Here is a 20207-nt window from a genome sequence, read left to right as displayed (position 1 = left end):
GTCGGTGGGTCGGCCTACCGTGGACACCGTGACTGACCTGGTGACCGGCGCCGACGGGCTGCCGCGCTGCGCGTGGGGAGCGAGCACCCCCGACTATGCCGTCTACCACGACGAGGAGTGGGGCCGGCCGCTGCGCGGCGACGACGCGCTCTACGAGCGGCTGACGCTGGAGGCGTTCCAGTCCGGCCTGTCCTGGCTGACCATCCTGCGCAAGCGGCAGGCGTTCCGGGACGCCTTCGCCGGCTTCCGGATCGACGCGGTGTCCCGCTACGGCGAGGCCGACGTGACCCGGCTGATGGCCGACGCCGGGATCGTCCGCAACCGGGCCAAGATCGAGGCGGCGATCGCGAACGCCCGGGCCGCGTCGGAGCTGCCCGAGGGCCTCTCCGCGCTGCTCTGGTCCTTCGCGCCGCCGCCCCGGGCCGCGCGTCCCCGGTCCTTCGCCGAGGTGCCGGCCACCAGCCCGGAGTCGGTGGCGATGGCCAAGGCGCTCAAGAAGCGGGGCTTCCGGTTCGTCGGCCCCACGACCGCCTACGCCCTGATGCAGGCCACCGGCATGGTCGACGACCACCTCGCGGACTGCCACGTGAGCGGTGACCGGGCCGGGGTGTGACGGAGCGCTCCACCTCCGGCGTGATGGGATTGGGGCATGACCGACACCGAGCCGCGCACGAGCGGGACGACAGACGGTGCGACCACGACCGGAGCCTGGGCGGTGCTGCTGCCCGCCGAGCGCTTCGAGGCCGAGCGGCTGGTGCACCACGACGCGCTGGATCTGACCGGGCTGCCCGAGGCGGTCCGCCCCCGGCCCGGTGACCGGGTGGCAGTGCTCGTCGACGAGCCGCTGCGCCTGGTCGCCCTGGGCCGGGTCGCGCTCGCGTCGTCCGAGACCCGGGAGGACCCGGACGATCCGCAGTCCGACGCGGTGGCGGGGTCGCTCGTGGTCGCGTACACCCGGCGGGTGCTCGACGAGCCGGTGCCGGTCGACGGCCCGGCGCCGGACGGCCCGGTCGTGGCGCTCGACCCGGCCCGCTGGCGGTCGCTGGCCGACCGGCTCGGCCCGCCGCCCGCCCGCAGCACCTGGCTGGTCAGCCTGGACCTGCCGATCGAGGCCGCGTCGCGCGCCGAGGCGGTACGGATCTTCTGGTCCTACGTGCAGGAGCTGGGCCCGCGGGAGCTGCCTGCGTTCGTCTCGCCCTACGGCGACGAGCTGGCCATGCAGGCGTTCGTGCTCGGCGTCGAGGCCAACCAGGATCCGGAAGAGGACGACTGACCGGGGCGGTCAGCGGCCCTCGAAGACCGGCTTCTGCTTGTCGACGAACGCCTTCGTGGCGGCCCGGTGGTCGGCGGTGGCGCCGCAGATAGCCTGGGCCTGCGCCTCGGCGGCCAGCGCGTCGGCGAGCGTGCCCGCGTCGGCGATGGAGAGCTGGCGCTTGATCGCCCCGTACGCGACGGTCGGGCCGGCGGCGAGCCGGGCGGCCAGTTCCTGCGCGGTGGGGAGCACCTGCTCGTCGTCGTCCACCAGCCTGGTCAGCAGGCCCAGCCGGCAGGCCTCCTCGGCGCCGACCGGCTCGGCGAGCATCAGCAGCTCGACGGCCTTGGCGTGACCGACCAGCCGGGGCAGCGTCCAGGAGGCGCCGGTGTCAGCGGCGAGGCCCACCCCGGCGAACGCCATCAGGAACCGGGTCTTCGGGCCGCCGATGCGGAAGTCGGCCAGGAACGCCAGCGAGGCGCCCGCCCCGGCGGCCATCCCGCGCACCGCGGCGACCACCGGCTTGGGCAGGTTGGCCAGCCGGGCGGCGATCGGGTTGTAGTGCGCCCGCACCGTGCCCAGCGGGTCGGCGTCCGAGGTCTCCAGCGTCCGCACGTGCTCGCGCAGGTCCTGCCCGGCGCTGAACGAGCCGCCCGCGCCCGCGAGCACGACCGCCCGGCAGGACCGGTCGGTCTCCAGCTCGGCCAGCGTGTCCCGGAGCGCCTCCTTGAGCGCCACGTCGAGCGAGTTCATCGCCGTCGGGCGGTTCAGCGTCAGGGTGACGACGGCGTCGGTGCGGTCGACGAGCAGCGGCTCGGTCACGTTCTAACGACCCTTCTGTCGGGCGAGGCGGTTGCCGGCGTCGAGGCACTGCTCGACGTACCGGTCGGCGGCCGGACGGAGCCGGGCCGCGTGCCGGTCGAAGAAACTGGCCGCGCTGGTGCCCGGCCAGCGCTCGGGCAGCAGCGCCGGGGGCAGTTGCGGATCCCGGAACAGGAACGTACGCCATGCGTGCACGAGCCGGAACCGGGCCGCGTACGCGTCCTCGTCGCTGCTGCGCACCGTGACGCCGGAGAGCAGTGGCTTCTGCTCGGCGACGAAACGCTCGTACGCCCGGCCGATCTCGGCCAGGTCCCAGGCGCGGCGGACCACACCCATCGCACCGGGGGTGCCGGCCGCGTGCGCCGCGGTGAACCGCTCGTAGCGCACGCCCGCCTCGTCGAGCAGCAGGTCGACGTCCTCACCCGGGCGGGTGGCCACCCAGGTGCAGTCGTCGAGCGTGCCGTAGCCGAGGAAGGCGAGGTTCGCGGCGAGCCGCTGCCGGTCCCGGCGGGAGGAGGGCGCGGTGAGCACCAGGAGATCGAACCGCCCGTCCCAGCTGTGCCGCCCGGTCCGGTAGATCCGGGACGCCGCCTCGTCGAGTCGACGGGCCGCCTTCGGGGTGATCGAATATCCCGGTCCGGACGCGAGCCGGAGTGGTTCCAGCCAGCCCTGGCGGACCATCCGGGAGACCGCGGTGCGTACCGCCGGAGGGGCGATCCCGAGCGGGGCGAGCAGCTTGACCAGGGCGGCGACCGGTGCGCGGCCACCCCGGGCCCGGAGGTGGTCGCCGTACAGGTCGAAGAGTGCCGACCGTGCCTGCATGACCGCACATTGTGACAGGCCTATCCAAGATAAGCTAGATGCTGTTACATCAATGCTGCTTCGGTTTGGGTCCGGCGGTGTTCATCAGGGAAAATCGTTGGTCGAGCCTTCCGCGACGGTTGCGGATGGCGATGGCGAAGTGGCTGTGGGGCAACTCACCGACCCTGGTGTAGGTCTGAGGGGAGACAACATGGCGGCGATGAAGCCGCGGACGGGCGACGGTCCGCTGGAAGTCACCAAGGAGGGCCGGGGCATCGTCATGCGAGTCCCGCTGGAGGGTGGTGGCCGGCTCGTCGTCGAGATGACTCCCGACGAGGCCACCGCGCTCGGTGACGCGCTGAAGGCGGCCGCGGGCTGATTCGAGGAGTGTCCCGCGCGGCGTCCGCCGCGCGGGCGGTTCGTCCTACCCTGAGCCACCGGGATCCCCGGTGGCTCAGGGTCTTTCCTCGACGGCCGAGTCGGGAAATGTGCCCGTTCAACCCATTTCGGAGGTACGGTCCAGCGTGCTGGTCATTCGCCTGGTGAGTGGGCCCACGGGGCCCGACGCTCTCGTCCTGCCCGTCCGTCCCGGAGGACCGGACTCACCGGACTTCCTGGCGTCGCCGGACTCCTCGGCTTCCACGGGCTCCTCGGCCGAACTGGTCCCCACCGCCGTGCCGACCGGCGACGAAATCCGGGCCGAGGCTGCCGCCGTGCTGCCGGCCACCCGGCTCACCGGCGCGACCGGTGAGGTGCGCGAGCACCTGCGTCCCGGTGGAACCCCGGCGCGACTGTGGCTGCTGGGCGTCGGCGAGGGCGGCGAGCACGACTGGCGCTCCGCCGGAGCGGCGCTGGCGCGCGCGGCGAAGGATGAGACGCAGATCACCATCGCGCTTCCCGCCGAGGCGACGGCGGCGCTGCGTGGCCTCGCCGAGGGGCTGCTGCTCGGTTCGTACCGCTTCCGCCTCACCGAGGCCGGCAAGCGGTCCGCCCTGGCCGAGGTGGCGGTGCTCGTCGACGACCCGGACGCTCTCGCCGGCACGCTCGACGCCGCCCGGGCCACCGCCGAGGCGACCCGGCTCGCCCGGGACCTGACCAACATGCCCTCGTCCACCAAGAACCCGGAGTGGTTCGCCGCGCAGGTGGCGCAGGCCGCGTCCGGGCACCCCGACCTGCACCTGCGGGTACGCGGCCCGGAGGAGCTGACGGCCGAGGGCTTCGGCGGTCTGCTGGCCGTCGGCGGCGGCTCCGCGACCGGCCCCCGCCTGGTGGAGCTGGACTGGCGGCCGGAGGGCGCGCGCACCCACGTGGTGCTCGTCGGCAAGGGCATCACGTTCGACACCGGCGGCATCTCGATCAAGCCGGTGCCGGCCATGAAGCTGATGCGCAAGGACATGGGCGGTGCCGCCGCGGTGATCGCCGCGACGCTCGGCGCCGCCGAACTGCGCCTGCCGGTACGCGTCACCACGCTCGCGCCGCTCGCCGAGAACATGGTCAGCGGCTCGGCGTTCCGCCCCGGCGACGTGATCCGGCACTACGGCGGGCTGACGAGCGAGAGCACCAACTCCGACGCCGAGGGCCGGCTCGTGCTCGCCGACGCGCTGGCGTACGCGGCCCGCGAGCTGAAGCCCGACCTGCTGATCGACCTGGCGACGCTCACCGGCGCGAACGCCGTCGCCCTGGGCAAACGGCACGCCGCGCTCTACAGCGAGAACGACACGCTCGCGACCGGCCTGCTCGACGCGATCACCGCGGCCGGCGAGCGGGCCTGGCGGATGCCGCTCGCCGACGACTACGTCGAATACCTGGCCAGCGAGATCGCCGACCTGCACAGCTCCCCGGCGCAGGGCGCCGGCTCGGTGGTCGCCGCGCTGTTCCTGCGGGAGTTCACCGGCGACCTGCGGGGCCGGTGGGCACACCTGGACATGTCCGCACCGTCGTGGTCCGACGACACCCACGGCGAGCTGGTCAAGGGCGCGACCGGCTGGGGTGTGCGCGGGCTGCTGCGCTGGCTGGCGACGCTGGGCTGATCTCAGGCGTGCAGCGGCACGCTGGGCTGACCTCAGGCCTTCACGGCGGCCAGCAGGCCGTGGCCGACCGGCAGCAGCGCGGGCACCCAGTGCTCCGACTCGCGGATCGCCTTGATCGTCTCCCGCACGGTGACCGTCTCGACGTCCCGCGCGGCCGGGTCACCGATCCGGCCGGCCGCCAGCGCGCCGTTGAGCGCGAGCACGCCGCCGGGGCGCAGCAGCCGAAGCGCCGCGTCCACGTACGCGGCGAAGCCGGTCGACACCGCGTCCACGAAGACCAGGTCGTAGGCGCCGTCCGCGAGCCTCGGCAGCACGTCGAGGGCCCGGCCGGTGATGATCCGGGTACGCCCCGACGGAAAGCCCGCCTCCTGGAACAGCCGCCGGGCGATGCGCTGGTATTCGACCTCGACGTCGATCGTGGTGAGCACACCGTCGGGGCGCATGCCGCGCAGCAGCCACACGCCGCTCACCCCGGTGCCGGTGCCGATCTCCACCACCGCCCGGGCGTTGCCTGCGGCGGCGAGCAGCCGCAGCGCGGCACCCGACCCGGGCGTGACCGCCTCCACCCCCACCTCGTGGGCGAGGGCGCGGGCCGTGCGCAGCACGAGATCCTCGGTGACGAAAGACTCGGCGAAGTGGAGCGCCTGGGCCGTCGAACTGCCGTGACCGGCGACCGTGGCGATGGGACACCTCCGAGGGGCGGACTGGTGCGAGGGGCGGTATGCACTGTGAGCGTAGAGGCGGGCCGGTACCGGCGCAGCCGCGAGTCCGCCGTCGAGTGCTCACGGAGGGCAACCCCTGACCCCGTTCGCGCCATCCGTGTAATCCTGGATGTGTCCCGCGCGTCACTGTCGTCCGGCTCCGCCGGCCGCCGGCGCGGGGCCAGCGGGACTAAGTGGGAGGCACCGACGTGACCGACGGCTGGGACTGGCGGCGGCCCGGCGGATCGCCGGCACCGGGTGGGCCGGCGTCCGGACGACCGCCGCAGGACGCCCCCGGTCAGGCGACGTCGCCGTGGTGGTCCGACGCTCTGGCCGACCCGTGGCGCGACCCGTACGCGCCCGCTGCCGTGGTGGTCCCGGCGGCGCCGGCACCGGGGGCGGGGGAGCCGGAGCCGGTCACCGACCCGGACCTGCCGACCCGGCCGGGGCTGCGCCAGGTGGTGCTGATCTCCCTGGTCACGGCGTTGCTGGCCGGTTCCCTGGGCAGTGCCCTGACGTACGCCTTCCTGCGCGGCGGTGACGTGCCGACGATCGGCGCGCAGACCGGTCAGGCCCCGGCGCTGGCCCAGCGCAAGCCCGAGTCGCTGGCCGGGGTGGCCGAGCGGGTCCTGCCCAGCGTGGTCACGATCCGGGTGGTCGGCCTCGGCGGCACCAGCGAGGGCTCCGGCTTCGTGGTGACCGGCGAGGGCCACATCGTCACCAACGACCACGTGGTCGCCGACGGCCCCGGCAAGGCCACTGTCGTGTTCAACGACGGCAGCACCGCCGCCGGCACCGTGGTGGGGCAGGACCCGGAGTCGGACCTCGCCGTGATCAAGGTCTCGCGCAGCGGACTGACCCCGGTGCAGTTCGGCGACTCCGACGCGCTCGCCGTCGGTGACCCGGTGCTCGCCATCGGGTCGCCGTTGTCGCTCGCCAACACGGTCACCGCCGGCATCGTGAGCGCGCTGGACCGGACCATGCAGGCCGGCGAGCCGGGCGGGCCGACCCGCTACTACGCGGCGATCCAGACCGACGCCGCCGTCAACCACGGCAACTCGGGCGGCCCGCTGGTGGACGGCGCCGGGCGGGTGGTCGGAGTGAACTCGACGATCAAGTCGCTGGTGGCCGACGGGCAGGAGGCCGGCAACATCGGCCTCGCGTTCGCCATCCCGATCAACCAGGCGAAGCGGATCACCGAGGACATCATCGGCACCGGCAAGGCCCGGCGTACGGTGATCGGCGCCCAGGTGGGCGGCACCGGCGCCACCGGCGGCGGGGTACGCCTCAACGCGGTCGAGCCGGCCGGCCCGGCGGCGGCGGCCGGACTGCGTACCGGGGACGTGGTGCTGCGGCTGGACGGCCGTCCGATGACCGATCCGACCGACCTGGTGGCCCTGGTGCGCAAGTACGCGCCCGGCTCGGTGGTGACGGTCGAGTACCGGCGCGGGTCGTCGCGGCAGAACGCGTCGGTGACGCTCGCCGCGGATGCGAAGTGAGGACCCGTCACCCCCTCCCCGACGGTCACCTGACGTGCGTAGTCTTGCCCTGACACGGACGAGGAGGCCGCGGTGTTCGAGAACCTGAACTGGTGGGAGATCGGCGTCCTGCTGCTCCTGGCGCTGTTGATCTTCGGCGATCGGCTGCCGAACGTGATCAGCGACGGCCTCCGGATGGTCCGCAACCTGCGCAACATGGCGCGCAACGCGACCGGCGACCTGAGTCGCGAGCTGGGCACAGACATCCAGCTGGAGGATCTGCACCCCAAGGCGTTCATCCGCAAGCACCTGCTGAGCGAGGACGACGAGCAGGCGATCCGCAAGCCGCTCCAGAGCATGTACGACAACCTGCGCTCGGACGTCACAGGCGTGCACGACGAGCTGAAGGACGTGGCCAAGGCCGCCGATCTGCGTACCCCGAGCGTCGCGACGAGCACCCCCACCCCCACGCCGCCGGCCCCCCGCCCGTCCTACGACGACGCCACCTGACGGCACGCCCTCTCCTGCGCCGACGCCTGGAAAGGAACCGCCCCCTCCTGCGCGCGGTGCGGCGGGAAGGGGCGGTGGGGAGCGGCGGGAGCGGGTGAGGGTCAGCGGCCTGCCGGCTTGAGGCCCAGGGGCTTGCCGAGGAGGGACTCGCGGCGGACCGCGAGGCGGTCGGCGACCTGGAACAGTGCCTTCGCGGCCGGGGCGTCCGGCTGCGCCAGCACGATCGGCTGACCGGCGTCGCCGCCCTCGCGTACCCGGGTGTCCAGCGGGATCTGCCCCAGCACCGGCACCTGCGCGCCGATCGTACGGGTCAGCGACTCGGCCACCGCCGCGCCGCCGCCGGCCCCGAAGACCTCCATCCGGGAGCCGTCCGGCATCTCCAGCCAGGACATGTTCTCGATCACGCCGACGACCCGCTGGTGGGTCTGCAGCGAGATCGCGCCGGCCCGCTCGGCCACCTCGGCGGCGGCCGCCTGCGGCGTGGTGACGACCAGGATCTCCGCGTTCGGCAGCAACTGGGCCACCGAGATCGCGATGTCGCCGGTGCCCGGCGGCAGGTCGAGCAGGAGGACGTCCAGGTCACCCCAGTAGACGTCGGCGAGGAACTGCTGAAGCGCCCGGTGCAGCATCGGCCCGCGCCAGACCACGGCGGCGTTGCCGGGGGTGAACATGCCGATCGAGATGACCTTCACGCCGTGCGACTGCGGCGGCATGATCATGTCCTCGACGCGGGTCGGCGCGCCGTCGGCGCCGAGCATCCGGGGCACCGAGTGGCCGTAGATGTCCGCGTCCACCACACCCACCGACAGACCACGGGACGCGAGCGCGGCGGCCAGGTTGACGGTGACGCTGGACTTGCCGACGCCGCCCTTGCCGCTGGCGACCGCGTAGACCCGGGTCCGCGAGCCCGGCTGGGCGAACGGGATCACCGGCTCGGCGGTGGCGCCGCCACCGCGCAGCTTCGACTGCAGCTCCTGGCGCTGCTCCGGGCTCATCACACCGAAGACGATCTCGACACCGCTCACGCCGGGTACCGCGCCCACGGCGGCGGTGATGTCACTGCGCAGCTTGTCCTTCAGCGGGCAGCCGGCCACGGTGAGCAGCAGCTCCACCCGGACCACGCCGTCCTCGCCGCGCTCGGCGGACTGGACCATGCCGAGTTCGGTGATCGGCCGGCGGATCTCCGGGTCGTTGACGGTGGCCAGGGCGGCCTGGATCGCGTCGGAGACGGTGCTGACGGGTGCTGACATGCCCGCAATGCTACGTCGCGGGTCATCGGCCACCGCCGCTGGCGGGGGCGGTGTGAGCGATTCGATGGCCGGGGTCAGCCCTCGTAGCGGCCGTCCCGCACGTAGTCGCCGTCCAGCTCGTCCCGGGGCTCGTCCAGCCGCTCTCCGCCGCCCGTCCGGCGGCCCTCGCGCTCCTGCTGCCGCCGCTCCAGCTTGCGCCGCCGCTCGGCCGCCTCGTCCAGCTCCTCACCCAGCCGGGTCAGCTCCGAGCGCAGGAAGTCCCGGGTCGCCACGTCGCCCATCGCGATCCGCAGCGCGGCGATCTCCCGCGCCAGGTACTCCGTGTCGGCCTTCTGGAGCGTGGCCCGCCGCCGGTCCTCGTCCAGCGCGATCCGGTCCCGGTCCGCCTGCCGGTTCTGCGCGAGCAGGATCAGCGGCGCCGCGTACGACGCCTGCAACGACAGGACCAAGGTCAAGAACGTGAAGGTGTACGGGTCGAAGCGCAGATTCGCCGGCGCCAGCGTGTTCCACAGGAACCAGGCCACCAGGATCAGCGTCATGTAGACGAGGAAGTTCGCCGTACCCATGCCCCGGGCGATGCCCTCGGCCCAGCGGCCGAACGTCTCCGCGTCGACCCGGCGCAGGCGCAGGCTCCGCGGGGTGCGTGGCTGGTCCAGCCGCTCGCCCCGTCGCTGATCACTCATCGTCGCCGTCCAGGATGCCGTCGTGGGTGGCGGACGAGGGGGATGCCGCGTCCCGGTCCCGCCAGTCCCGCGGCAGGGAGTGGTCGAGCACGTCGTCCACTGTCACCGCGCCGACCAGGCGGTTGTTCCGGTCCACCACCGGCATGCTGACCATGTCGTACGTCGCCATCCGGCGGGTGATCTCGGGCAGCGGCGTCGACGTGCGCAACGGGTCGATGTCGTTGACCACGATGCCGCCGAGCAGATCGGCCGGAGGTTCCCGGAGCAACCGCTGGAAGTGCACCATACCCAGGTAGCGGCCGGTGGGCGTGGTCAGTGGGGCACGGGTCACGAAGACCTGGGCGGCCACCGCGGGCGAGAGCTGCGGTTCCCGGATCCGGGCCAGCGCCTCGGCCACCGTGGCGTCCGGCGGCAGGATCACCGGCTCCGAGGTCATCACGCTGCCGGCGGTGCCGGAGGCGTAGCGCAGCAACTGGCGTACCGGGTCGGCCTCGTCCGGCTCCATCAGGTCGAGCAGCACGTCCTGCTCCGGCGGGGGCAGCTCGTTGAGCAGGTCGGCGGCGTCGTCCGGCTCCATCTCCTCCAGCACGTCGGCGGCCCGCTGGCGGTCCAGCGCGGCCAGGATCTCCACCTGGTCGTGCTCGGGCAACTCGCCGAGCACGTCGGCCAGGCGTTCGTCGTCGAGGGCGGCGGCCACCTCGTTGCGCCGGGCGTCGGGCAGGTCCTGGAGGGCGTTTGCGAGGTCGGCCGGGCGCATGTCCTCGAGGACGGCGAGCAGGTTCGCCGTACCCCTGTTGTCGCCGACCGCGCCGAGGCCCTGCACCCGGTCCCAGTCCACCTGGTGGAGGTGGCCGCGCCGGGTGAGCCGGCCGGTGTGCTCGCGGACGGCGACCCGGCCCAGCGTCCACTCGCCGCCGCGGCTGCACTCCATCGCCACGTCGACCACGGAGCCGGCCTGCCCGCCCTCGATCTGCACGCGGCGGTCGAGCAGCTCCTGGAGCACCAGCAGCTCGTTCGGGCGCTTCTCGAAGCGGCGCAGGTTGAGCGTGCCGCTGCCGAGCACCACCGCGTCCGGATCGATGGAGGTGATCCGGTTGATGGACAGGAAGATGCGCCGCCGCATCGGCATCTCGGCGACCAGGCCGACCACCTCCGGCGGCCGCTGGGTCGCGCGCATCCGGGCCACCGCGTCCCGGACGCGGCCGACCTGATCGCCGTTCGGGTCGAAAACGGCGACTCCGGCGAGTCGAGCGAGGTAGACCCGGTTCGGCGTGCTCACAGCCACCAGCCTAAGGGCCTACTCTCTAACAACATGTCGACCTTGGGCTACGAGATCGTGGACGTCTTCACCGACCGCCCGTTCGCCGGCAACCCGCTGGCCGTGGTGTTCGGCGCGGAAGGGCTGGCCACCGAGCAGATGCAGGCGCTCGCGCTGGAGTTCAACCTGTCCGAGACGGTCTTCGTGCTGCCGCCGACCCAGGTGGGCGCCACCTACCGGGCCCGGATCTTCACCCCGGCCGACGAGCTGCCCTTCGCCGGGCACCCGAGCGTCGGCGCCGCGGTGACCGCGAGCCGGCGCGGCGTCTTCGGCGCGGGCCGGGTCACCCAGGAGTGCGGCGCCGGCGTCCTGCCGATCGAGGTGACCGCCACCGGCGCGACGCTCACCGGCGGCACGCCCACGCTCGGCCCGGAACTCGACCCGGAGCCGCTGCTGGAGATGGTCGGCCTCACCGGCCCCGACCACGTCGGCCCGCCACCGCGGGTCGCCGGGTGCGGCCTCGAATTCCCCTATCTTCCGGTACGCCCGGACGCGGTGGCCCGGGCACGGTTGAACACGACGGCGGCGCAGCGGTACGGAGTGGAGCACGTCAGCCTCTTCTCCTGGGAGCCCGGTTCGCAAACCGCGCACGCCCGGGTCTTCGTGCCGGGACTCGGCGTACCGGAGGACCCGGCGACCGGCTCGGCCGCCCTGGGACTGGGCGTGTGGCTGGTCGCCAGCGGCCTGCTCCCCGGTGACGGACGCTCCACGTACACGGTCCGGCAGGGCATCGAGATCAACCGGCCGTCGACGCTCGACTGCACGGTGACCGCGTCCGGCGGCCTGGCGGTGGGCGCGACCGTGTCCGGCCAGGTCATGCCGGTGGCCCGGGGCGAGATCACCGTCCCCCCGTTCATCGGCTGACCCGGCCGGCCCTCGACGGCCTGGCGCGGGGTGGGGCGGGCCGGGGTGGGGATGGGGGAGGATGGCGGGGTGAGTGACGAGGTGGACGAGCGGGTGACGCCGCCCCTGGTGGACGAGGCGGTGAAGAAGGCCGCCGTGTGCTGGGTCAGCACCGGCGGCGGTCCGGCGTACGCGCTGTGGTGCCTGCCGCTGGAGGGCACCCTGCTCGTGGTCACCGGCCCCGGCGAGCAGACCGCACCCGGGCTGGCCGACAGCGACACGGCCGACGTGACGCTGCGCGGCGACCACGGCGGGCGGATCGTCACCTGGCCGGCGCGGGTGACCCGGCTGCGACCGGGCACCGAGGAGTGGGACACCGTCGCGCCGCTGGTAGCGGCGAAGCGGCTCAACGCCTCCGGCTCCGCGGGCGAGCTGGTGGAGCGGTGGGCGGCGCAGGGGTGCGCGCTCAACCGGCTCGCGCCCGGCGACGCCGCCGTGACCGGCGCCGACCTGCCGGACGGCTCGCTGAGCGAGCAGCCCCGGCCGGCCCCCGTGGTACGGGCCGTCCGCAAGCCGTTCCGCCTGCACCGCGTCCGCCGCCGCTGACTGCGAACCCGCCGACGGGCCGGGTCAGGCCACGGGGACCGGGTCGAGCAGGTCGAGCACGCCCGTCAACGAGGTGAGCGACGGCCCGTCGAAGCCGTGGTCGGCGTTGAGGACCATGTGGTCGGCCAGATCCGGCGCGGCCAGCCGGACCGCGCTCAGCCCCGCCCGCTCCGCGCCGGTGAGTTCCTGGCTGTCGCCGTCCCCGACGTAGAGGCAGTCGGCCGGTGCCTGGCCGAGCCGGTAGCACGCGGCCAGGTAGAGCGCCGGGTCCGGCTTGCAGCGGCCGAGGCGTATCGAGAAGACATGGGCGTCGAGCAGCGGCGCGACGGCGAGCTGCGGCAGGAACGCGGGTAGTTCGTGCGTGCAGTCGCTGACCAGCCCGGTGCGCACGCCCCGGTGGCGCAACGCGGCCATCACCGGCACCGCCTCGGCACGTAGGCGGATGTCGGCGCGTACGGCCCGGTGCCGGGTGGCGACGGCGGCGCGTACCGCCGCGTCGGACGGGTGGACGCCGAGCCGGGCGCACACCCAGCGCATCGTCGACTCGGCGTTGCCGAAGGTGCCGCTCGCCCGTTCGTAGAAGCTGCTGTTCAGCACCTCCACCAGCGCCTCGGCGGAACAGCCGAGCATGTCGGCGGTGGCGCGGTGGGCGGCGCCGCGCCGCACACAGTGGGTGAGGGTGCCGAAGAAGTCGAACAGCACCGCCTGGAACCTGGGCATGAGGGAACGCCTCCGGACGTCGAGGGGAGGATCGCCGGGACGCGCATGATCGTAACGGAGTGCTGACTTTCCGTGTCGATCGGGTGCCCGTGTGAGGATTACCGTTCGTGCCGACCGTTTCGCATCGCCCGCCGCTCGACGCGTTGACGGTGGGCGCGCTCGCCCTGGCCGTCGCCTCGGTCTCGTCCTCGGCGCCGCTCGTGGCGTTCGCCGCCGCGTCGGCGCTGGCGGTGGCGTTCTGGCGTACCGCGTTGTCGGTGGCGGTCCTCGGCCCGGTCGCGTTGACCAGGCGGCGCGCCGAACTCCGCGCGCTGACCGTCGGGCCCGGCCGGCGCGAGGGGCTCTACTGCGTACTCTCCGGTGTCGCCCTGGCCGCCCACTTCGCGACCTGGATGCCGAGCGCGCAGCTCACCTCGGTGGCGGCCGCGACCGCGCTGGGCGCGACGCAGCCGGTGTGGCAGGGGCTGATCGCCCGCGGGCAGGGACGGCGGCTGCCGGCGGCGGTGTGGGCCGGCATCGCGGTGGCGGTGGCCGGCGCGGTGCTCGCCACCGGCGCCGACTTCGGCGTCTCCGGCCGCGCGTTCGCCGGTGACCTCCTCGCGGTGGTCGGTGGCCTGTTCGCGGCCGTCTACACCGCGTTCGGCGAGCGGGCCCGGGCCAGCATCAGCACCACCACCTACACCACCGTCTGCTACGGCGTCTGCGCGGCGATCCTGCTCGTGGTGTGCCTGGTCGGCGGCGTACGCCTGCACGGCTTCGAAGGCGCGACCTGGCTGGCGATCCTCGGCCTGGTGGCGGGCGCCCAGCTGCTCGGCCACTCGATGTTCAACTACGCGCTGCACCGGGTCTCCGCGACCACCGTCAGCGTGCTGATCCTGCTGGAGGCGCCGGGCGCGGCGCTGATCGGCTGGGTGTGGCTGGGGCAGTTGCCCCGGCCGTTGGCGCTGCCGGGCCTGGCGCTGCTGCTGGCCGGCGTGGCAGTGGTGGTGCTCGGCGGGGCACGCGCCGGTCGTCGCGCCGCGCCGGTCGCGGCACCGGCCGACCCGACGCCGCTCGGCGACTGAACGGCGCGGCCCTCGCGTGTGAGCGCGGCCCTCGCGTGTGAGCGCGGCCGTCGAGCACGAGCGGGCCGCCGCGCCGGTCGGGGCGAAGTCGCGCCGTTCCGGCCACCGGGCCGTCCGGTTTGCACGAAAGTGCTCAGGGTGGGGTCGGACCGGGACGAAGCGGCGGAGGCGGGCACCGTCGTCACGCCCTCGGCCGAGTTCCCGCCGCTCGGCGACGAGGAACGGGCCGCGCTCGGCCGGATCGGTGAGCGCTGGCGCGGCCCGCGCCGCGCCGACGACCTGCCGGTCGACCCGACGCTCGGGCGGCGCGACCACCAACCGGCGCCCACCCGGTTCGGGCGGCTGGCGCCGATCGACATGTTCACAGTGGCGCAGCCGGACGAACTGGTCGCCACCGGTGCGGCAGACCTGCCCGCCGGCCGGGCCGGCCGGGCCGCCACCCGGCTGCGCCGGGCGCTGGTCGGGCCGCCGCTGTCCAGCGCGTCGATGCTGTACGAGCGGATGCGCAAGCTGGTCGCGCTGCCGGTGCTCTCCTCGGACCTGCTCAGTTCCGTGGCGTACGGGCCGGAGGCGATGCTCGTGGTGCTGGTGCTGGCCGGGAGCGCCGCGCTCGGGCTGGCCCTGCCGCTCGCCGCCGTGCTGGTGGTGTTGATGGTCGCGGTCGGCCTCTCCTACCGGCAGACCATCCCGGCCTACCCGCACGGCGCCGGCTCCTACATCGTCGCGGGGGACAACCTCGGGCGTACGCCGGGACTCGCCGCCGCGGCCGGGCTGATGCTCGACTACGTGCTGACCGTGTCCGTGTCGGTGGCGGCCGGGGTGCACGCGGTCACCTCGGCGCTGCCCGGGCTCAGCGCGTGGGCGGTGCCGCTCGGGGTGCTGGTGATCGTCGTGCTGCTCGCCGGAAACCTGCGCGGCGTACGCACCGCCGGGAACATCTTCGTGCTGCCCACGTACGCCTTCGTGGTGGTGCTGGTCGCGGTGCTGGTCGTCGGGTACGCGAAGGCCGCGGCGCGGGGTTTCGCGCCCGTGCCGCCGCCCTCGGTGCCCGCCGCCGAGGGCCTGGGCCTGCTGCTGGTGCTGCGGGCGTTCTCCTCCGGCGCGGTGTCGATGACCGGCATCGAGGCGGTCTCGAACGCGGTGCCCGCGTTCCGCCCGACCGAGTGGCGCAACGCCCGCACCACGCTCGGCTGGATGGTCGCCATGCTGGTGGCGCTGTTCACCGGCCTGGTCGGGCTGATCCACCTCGACGGTCTGGTGCCCCGGGCGGACGAGACGCTGCTGTCCCAGCTCGGCCGGGTGACGTTCCCGAGCGGGCCCTGGTACGCGATCCTGCAGGCCACCACCGCGCTGATCCTGCTGCTGGCCGCGAACACGGCGTTCAACGGCTTCCCCCGGCTGCTGTTCTTCATGGCCCGGGACGGGCACGCGCCGCGCCGGTTCCTGCACATGGGCGACCGGCTGGCGTTCAGCAACGGGCTGGTGGCGCTGGCGCTGACCGCCGCGGTGGTGTTCGTGGCGTTCGGCGGACACACCGAGCGGCTGATCCCGCTCTACGCGGTGGGTGTGTTCCTCGCCTTCACGCTGTCCCAGACCGGGATGGTGGTGCACTGGCGGCGCCGCCGGGGGCCGGGATGGCGTCGCCGGCTCGCCGTCAACGCGGTCGGTGCGGCGCTGTCCGGGCTGGTGCTGCTGACCGCGGCGGTCGCCAAGTTCACCGAGGGCGCCTGGGTGGTGGTGCTCGCCGTACCGCTGCTGGTGCTGCTGTTCCGCCGGATCCACAGCCACTACGACCGGCTGCACCGCGCGCTGGCGCTGCACCCGCCGCCACCCGCGCACCCGCCGCCGCCCGCCGAGGGCGACGAACTGCCCCAACAGGTACGCCACCTGGTGGTCGTGCCGGTGGCGCGGCTGAACCGGGCGTCGCTGCGTGCGCTGGCGTACGCGACGTCACTCGGCCGGCCGACGCTCGCCGTGCACCTCGCTCCCGAGGAGGCCGAGGCGGACCGGTTCCGGGACCAGTGGCGGGCCTGGGGCGACCACCTGCGGCTGGAGACGATCGTGTCGCCGTACCGGTCGGTGATCGGGCCGCTGGCGCACTACCTGGAGGCGCTGCACGCCGCGAGCCCGGACCTGACGCTCACCGTGATCGTGCCGGAGGTGGTGCTGCGCCGGCGGCGGTACCGGCTGCTGCACAGCCGCGCCGAGCAGCGGCTGCGGGCCGCGTTGCGCGCGCTGCCGGGCGTGGTGGTCACGAGCGTCCCGGTGCACGTGTCGTGACCTCAGACGTCGTGGACCTCCAGCACCCGGGTGGTCGGGGCGGCGTCACCCAGCCCTTCCCGCAGCGCGGCGCGCTCCGGGTCGGCGAGGAACGCGTCCAGCCCGGCGCGGGCGGCGAACCGGATCACGTGCACCTCGGTCTGCCCGTCGCCGGTCCGCAGCCGCCGTTGCAACTCGCCGCCGTGCCGGCCGAGCAGCGCGAGCACCGCGTCCTCGTACCGCCGCCCGGCGTCCGCGTCGGCGCTCAGGTCGACCAGCGCGACCAGCACGACCTCGTTCCCCGTCGTCATGGCGTCGAGTGTCCCAGCGGCCCGGCGATCGCGGTGACCCTCAGGCGTCGATGCCGACCGCCTTAGCGCTGGCCGTCCAGAGCCGGGCGGCCAGCGCCGGGTCGGCCGCCTTGGGGCGGGGCCGGTGCGGCTTGCGGTCGGCGTAGTAGCCGCCGTCGGTCAACCGGGACGGGTCCTGACAGGCGAGCCAGACCAGCGTCTCCGCGCCCTTCTCCGGGCTGCGGAACGGCAGCAGCCGCATGCCGAGCGCCACGATCCGGCTCTCGTTGCCGAAGCGGGTGCGCACCACGCCGGGGTGGAACGCGTGCGCCGGCACCTCCGGCCAGCGCCGCGCCGCCTCGGCGGTGAACAGGATGTTCGCCTGCTTGCTGGTGCCGTACGCGCGGAACGGCCGGTACGAGCGCAGCGCGGCGTTGAGGTCGTCCGGGTCGAGCACGCCGCTGCGGTGGGCGTCCGAGGCGGTGACCACCATCCGCCGGATCCGGTCGGCCAGCAGGTTGCTGAGCAGGAACGGGGCGAGGTGGTTGGCCTGCATGCTCAGCTCGAAACCGTCGACGGTGGTGATCGGTTCCAGCACGATCGCGCCCGCGTTGTTGGCGAGTACGTCGATCCGGTCGTACCGCTCGCGGAGCCGTTCGGCGAGCCCGCGTACGTCGTCGAGCACCGCGAAGTCGGCGCGGAACAGCTCCGGCTGCTCGCCGCAGCACTCGCGGATCCGCTCGCCCGCCGCGCGCAGCCGGGCCGGGTCGCGGCCGACCAGCACCACCTGGTCACCGCGGCGCGCCAGCTCCTCCGCGGCGGCCAGGCCGATGCCGGAGCTGGCGCCGGTCAGCACGACGATCCGACGCTCAGTGAGATCTTCCACAGGTCCATTCACCCCGGTCACGGGACGAGGTTACCGTGGCGTCACCACGGCCTTTGGGATCGTTAAGTTCTCGAAATCCACCGCTGCGCCGGCACCCGCGCCGGACGCTGGAAGGAGCGCATCCATGACCGCTGTCGGTCGTCCCCGCCGATCGTGCCTGGCGGTACCCGGCTCCAGCGTCAAAATGCTCGGCAAGGCCCAGGGCCTCCCCGCCGACCAGGTCTTCCTGGACCTGGAGGACGCGGTCGCGCCACTTGCCAAGCCGGACGCGCGCAAGAACATCGTGGCGACGCTGAACGAGGGCGACTGGGCCGGCAAGACCCGCGTGGTCCGGGTGAACGACCTGACCACGCCGTGGACCTACCGGGACGTCATCGAGGTGGTCGAGGGCGCCGGGGCGAACCTGGACTGCATCATGCTGCCGAAGGTGCAGAACGCCGAGCAGGTGCACTGGCTGGACCTGCTGCTCACCCAGATCGAGAAGACGCTCGGCCTGGAGGTCGGTCGGATCGGCATCGAGGCGCAGATCGAGAACGCGGCCGGGCTGGTGAACGTGGACGCCATCGCGGGCGCCTCGCCCCGGGTCGAGACGATCATCTTCGGCCCGGCCGACTTCATGGCCTCGATCAACATGAAGTCGCTAGTGGTCGGCGCGCTGATCCCGGACTACCCGGGCGACCCGTACCACTACATCCTGATGCGCATCCTGATGGCCGCGCGGATGCACGACAAGCAGGCCATCGACGGCCCGTTCCTGCAGATCCGGGACGTGGACGGGTTCCGCGAGGTGGCGAAGCGCTCGGCGGCGCTGGGCTTCGACGGCAAGTGGGTGCTGCACCCCGGCCAGATCGACGCCGCGAACGAGGTCTACTCGCCGGCGCAGGCCGACTACGACCACGCCGAGCTGATTCTCGACGCGTACGACTACTACACCTCTGAGGCGGGCGGGAAGCTCGGCGCGGTGATGCTCGGCGACGAGATGATCGACGAGGCGTCCCGCAAGATGGCGCTCGTGATCGCCGCGAAGGGCCGGGCCGCCGGCATGTCCCGTACCTCCTCGTTCACGCCGCCCTCGCAGTGACCGGCCCGGGCCGCCCCGAGTTCGCGGGGCGGCCCACTGGGTTCAGTAGGTGGTGCTGTCGTAGCCGGACGAGTCCTGGTTGGCCGCCCACACGATGAAGATCACGATGGCGGCGGTGGCCAGCACGGCCACAACGGTGGAGATCCAGCCGACGATGACGCCTGCGGTGGCGAAGCCCTCGCCGCCCTCGCCGCGTTCCCTGATCTGCTTACGGGACACGTGGCCGAGGATCGCGCCCACCACGCCGACGTAGCCGCCGAGGCCGTAAGCGCAGAGGCCGAGCGCGCCGATGATCGAAACGATCATCGCGGCGATGGCCAGGCCGTTCTGCTTCGGTGCGGCGGGATACCCGTATCCGGGATAACCAGCCGGAGGCGGGTACGCGCCCTGCTGCGGATAGGCGCCCGGCGGGTAACCGGCCGCCGCGTACGGGTCGGCGGACTTCATGCCGGCGTACGGGTCGGCGGACGCGTACGGGTCCGCCGATGTGGGCTGGGCCGGGATGGGACTGCCGGCGGCCGGCTGCATCGGGTCGGCCGGTGGGCTCGACTGCGGCCCGGCCGCGAAGGGGTCCTGCCAGCCACCGGACGGTGGGGGATAGGTCATCTGATCATCTCCAGGTACGTGGTCGCGCTCAGGGTAGCCATCTCGTGCGCGACACGTACGTCCCCTTTCCGGCCAGCGCGTTGCCCGTGCGGTCGGCACCGGGCAGGATCCTCGGCATGGCACTTGACGCGCGTGGGGGTCGGTCGCGACGGGACATGAGCCGGCCGGGGTCGGTGCGGCGCCCGCGCGGCGGCGAACCGGTGGGCGCCGCCGACTCCGAACGGCCGGCGCCGCTGCCGGAACCGGCCACCATGCGCCTGGACGGCCGGGTCGCGCTGGTGACCGGCGCGGGCAGTCCGGACGGCATCGGGTACGCGACCGCGCGCCGGCTGTCCGACCTGGGCGCCCGGGTGGCGATCGTATCCACCACCCGGCGCATCCACGACCGCGCGGGCGAGCTGGGTGTCACCGGTTTCGTCGCCGACCTCACCGACGAGTCGGAGGTGGGCGCGCTCGCCGACGCGGTGTCCGAGCAGCTCGGCGACGTCGAGGTGCTGGTGAACAACGCGGGCCTGGCCAGCCGCGCCAGCCCGGAGGTGCTGCGGCCGGTGGCGCAGCTGACGTACGACGAGTGGCGCGGCGAGATCGACCGCAACCTGACCACCGCGTTCCTGTGCAGCCGCGCGTTCATCGGCGGCATGGCCGAGCGGGGCTGGGGCCGGATCGTCAACCTGGCCGCCACCGCCGGGCCGGTCAACGCGCTGCCCACCGAGGCCGCCTACGCGGCGGCCAAGGCCGGCGTGGTGGGGCTGACCCGGGCGCTGGCGATGGAGATGATCGCCGACGGGGTCACCGTGAACGCGGTGGCGCCGGGCATCATCCACACCGCGGCGTCCACCATGGCCGAGATCAAGCAAGGGCTGGGTACGCCGGTCGGGCGGCCCGGCACGCCGGACGAGGTGGCGGCGGCGATCGCGTTCCTCTGTTCGCCCGCCGCGTCGTACATCACCGGGCAGATGCTCGTGGTCGACGGCGGCAACAGCGTCCGGGAGGCGCAGTTCCGCTGA

Annotated in this window: 22 protein-coding genes; 12 read left to right on the top strand and 10 right to left on the bottom strand. The window is 73.7% G+C overall.

Annotated elements, in window-relative coordinates:
• Positions 1-28: 28 nt before the first annotated feature.
• Together Q3W68_RS05020 and Q3W68_RS05015 are read left to right on the top strand one after the other, a co-directional pair.
• Complete coding sequence (locus Q3W68_RS05020; RefSeq protein ID WP_302904299.1) at positions 29-613, top strand: DNA-3-methyladenine glycosylase I; 585 nt, start codon at positions 29-31, stop codon at positions 611-613.
• A gap of 36 nt (positions 614-649) precedes the next feature.
• Complete coding sequence (locus Q3W68_RS05015; protein ID WP_302904298.1) at positions 650-1273, top strand: hypothetical protein; 624 nt, start codon at positions 650-652, stop codon at positions 1271-1273.
• 9 nt (positions 1274-1282) lie between these two features.
• On the opposite strand, the gene Q3W68_RS05010 is transcribed toward Q3W68_RS05015, so the two are convergent.
• Entirely contained in the window at positions 1283-2074 is a 792-nt protein-coding gene (locus tag Q3W68_RS05010; RefSeq protein ID WP_302904297.1) for an enoyl-CoA hydratase/isomerase family protein, read from the bottom strand.
• A gap of 3 nt (positions 2075-2077) precedes the next feature.
• Complete coding sequence (locus tag Q3W68_RS05005; RefSeq protein WP_018788949.1) at positions 2078-2896, bottom strand: PaaX family transcriptional regulator C-terminal domain-containing protein; 819 nt, start codon at positions 2894-2896, stop codon at positions 2078-2080.
• Between the two features lie 190 nt (positions 2897-3086).
• On the opposite strand from Q3W68_RS05005, the gene Q3W68_RS05000 reads away from it, so the two are divergent.
• Positions 3087-3254, top strand: a complete 168-nt coding sequence (locus Q3W68_RS05000; RefSeq protein WP_013283866.1) for a DUF3117 domain-containing protein — start codon at positions 3087-3089, stop codon at positions 3252-3254.
• A gap of 145 nt (positions 3255-3399) precedes the next feature.
• The gene (locus tag Q3W68_RS04995; RefSeq protein WP_302904296.1) at positions 3400-4905 is read left to right on the top strand and encodes a M17 family metallopeptidase; all 1506 of its coding nucleotides are present in this window, start codon (positions 3400-3402) and stop codon (positions 4903-4905) included.
• Positions 4906-4937: 32 nt separating this feature from the next.
• Here the strand turns inward: Q3W68_RS04995 and Q3W68_RS04990 are convergent, their stop codons facing one another.
• On the bottom strand, positions 4938-5588 hold the full coding sequence (locus Q3W68_RS04990; RefSeq protein WP_081636063.1) for an O-methyltransferase: 651 nt from the start codon (positions 5586-5588) through the stop codon (positions 4938-4940).
• 212 nt (positions 5589-5800) lie between these two features.
• Between Q3W68_RS04990 and Q3W68_RS04985 the strand changes: the two genes are divergently transcribed.
• A complete protein-coding gene (locus Q3W68_RS04985) occupies positions 5801-7105 on the top strand; it encodes a S1C family serine protease (RefSeq protein WP_302904295.1) in 1305 nt (434 codons plus the stop codon).
• Between the two features lie 72 nt (positions 7106-7177).
• Positions 7178-7594, top strand: coding sequence for a preprotein translocase subunit TatB (locus Q3W68_RS04980; RefSeq protein ID WP_252452359.1), 417 nt, complete (start codon positions 7178-7180; stop codon positions 7592-7594).
• A 101-nt stretch (positions 7595-7695) separates the two neighbouring features.
• Here Q3W68_RS04980 and Q3W68_RS04975 read toward each other — a convergent pair whose 3' ends face one another.
• The 3 genes from Q3W68_RS04975 to Q3W68_RS04965 all read right to left on the bottom strand — a co-directional run bounded on the left by Q3W68_RS04975 (position 7696) and on the right by Q3W68_RS04965 (position 10806).
• Positions 7696-8844: an Mrp/NBP35 family ATP-binding protein gene (locus tag Q3W68_RS04975; protein WP_302904294.1), complete on the bottom strand. Its 1149-nt coding sequence runs from the start codon at positions 8842-8844 to the stop codon at positions 7696-7698.
• A gap of 74 nt (positions 8845-8918) precedes the next feature.
• On the bottom strand, positions 8919-9527 hold the full coding sequence (locus tag Q3W68_RS04970) for a DUF1003 domain-containing protein (RefSeq protein ID WP_302904293.1): 609 nt from the start codon (positions 9525-9527) through the stop codon (positions 8919-8921).
• Entirely contained in the window at positions 9520-10806 is a 1287-nt protein-coding gene (locus Q3W68_RS04965) for a CBS domain-containing protein (protein ID WP_302904292.1), read from the bottom strand. The genes Q3W68_RS04970 and Q3W68_RS04965 overlap by 8 nt, the downstream gene beginning before the upstream one ends.
• A 33-nt stretch (positions 10807-10839) precedes the next feature.
• Between Q3W68_RS04965 and Q3W68_RS04960 the strand changes: the two genes are divergently transcribed.
• Together Q3W68_RS04960 and Q3W68_RS04955 are read left to right on the top strand one after the other, a co-directional pair.
• Positions 10840-11709: a PhzF family phenazine biosynthesis protein gene (locus Q3W68_RS04960; protein ID WP_128139028.1), complete on the top strand. Its 870-nt coding sequence runs from the start codon at positions 10840-10842 to the stop codon at positions 11707-11709.
• 51 nt (positions 11710-11760) lie between these two features.
• Positions 11761-12294, top strand: a complete 534-nt coding sequence (locus Q3W68_RS04955) for a hypothetical protein (RefSeq protein ID WP_302904291.1) — start codon at positions 11761-11763, stop codon at positions 12292-12294.
• 24 nt (positions 12295-12318) lie between these two features.
• On the opposite strand, the gene Q3W68_RS04950 is transcribed toward Q3W68_RS04955, so the two are convergent.
• Positions 12319-13014, bottom strand: a complete 696-nt coding sequence (locus Q3W68_RS04950) for an HAD family hydrolase (protein ID WP_302904290.1) — start codon at positions 13012-13014, stop codon at positions 12319-12321.
• A 107-nt stretch (positions 13015-13121) separates the two neighbouring features.
• Here Q3W68_RS04950 and Q3W68_RS04945 point away from each other — a divergent pair, with 107 nt between their 5' ends.
• Positions 13122-14078, top strand: a complete 957-nt coding sequence (locus Q3W68_RS04945) for a DMT family transporter (RefSeq protein ID WP_302904289.1) — start codon at positions 13122-13124, stop codon at positions 14076-14078.
• Between the two features lie 138 nt (positions 14079-14216).
• On the top strand, positions 14217-16358 hold the full coding sequence (locus tag Q3W68_RS04940) for an APC family permease (RefSeq protein ID WP_302904288.1): 2142 nt from the start codon (positions 14217-14219) through the stop codon (positions 16356-16358).
• A gap of 2 nt (positions 16359-16360) precedes the next feature.
• Here the strand turns inward: Q3W68_RS04940 and Q3W68_RS04935 are convergent, their stop codons facing one another.
• Together Q3W68_RS04935 and Q3W68_RS04930 are read right to left on the bottom strand one after the other, a co-directional pair.
• On the bottom strand, positions 16361-16648 hold the full coding sequence (locus Q3W68_RS04935; RefSeq protein ID WP_302904287.1) for a hypothetical protein: 288 nt from the start codon (positions 16646-16648) through the stop codon (positions 16361-16363).
• A gap of 40 nt (positions 16649-16688) precedes the next feature.
• Positions 16689-17513 carry an SDR family NAD(P)-dependent oxidoreductase gene (locus Q3W68_RS04930; RefSeq protein WP_302904286.1) on the bottom strand — a complete coding sequence of 275 codons (825 nt, stop codon included), beginning with the start codon at positions 17511-17513 and terminating at the stop codon, positions 16689-16691.
• A 124-nt stretch (positions 17514-17637) separates the two neighbouring features.
• Between Q3W68_RS04930 and Q3W68_RS04925 the strand changes: the two genes are divergently transcribed.
• Positions 17638-18594, top strand: a complete 957-nt coding sequence (locus tag Q3W68_RS04925) for a CoA ester lyase (protein WP_302904285.1) — start codon at positions 17638-17640, stop codon at positions 18592-18594.
• A gap of 42 nt (positions 18595-18636) precedes the next feature.
• Here the strand turns inward: Q3W68_RS04925 and Q3W68_RS04920 are convergent, their stop codons facing one another.
• A complete protein-coding gene (locus Q3W68_RS04920) occupies positions 18637-19200 on the bottom strand; it encodes a DUF4190 domain-containing protein (RefSeq protein ID WP_302904284.1) in 564 nt (187 codons plus the stop codon).
• A 155-nt stretch (positions 19201-19355) separates the two neighbouring features.
• Between Q3W68_RS04920 and Q3W68_RS04915 the strand changes: the two genes are divergently transcribed.
• Entirely contained in the window at positions 19356-20207 is an 852-nt protein-coding gene (locus Q3W68_RS04915; RefSeq protein ID WP_302904283.1) for an SDR family NAD(P)-dependent oxidoreductase, read from the top strand.

The organism is Micromonospora sp. C28ISP2-4 (assembly GCF_030519385.1).
GTDB lineage: Bacteria > Actinomycetota > Actinomycetes > Mycobacteriales > Micromonosporaceae > Micromonospora > Micromonospora tulbaghiae.
This window is presented reverse-complemented; position numbering and strand designations above follow the sequence as displayed.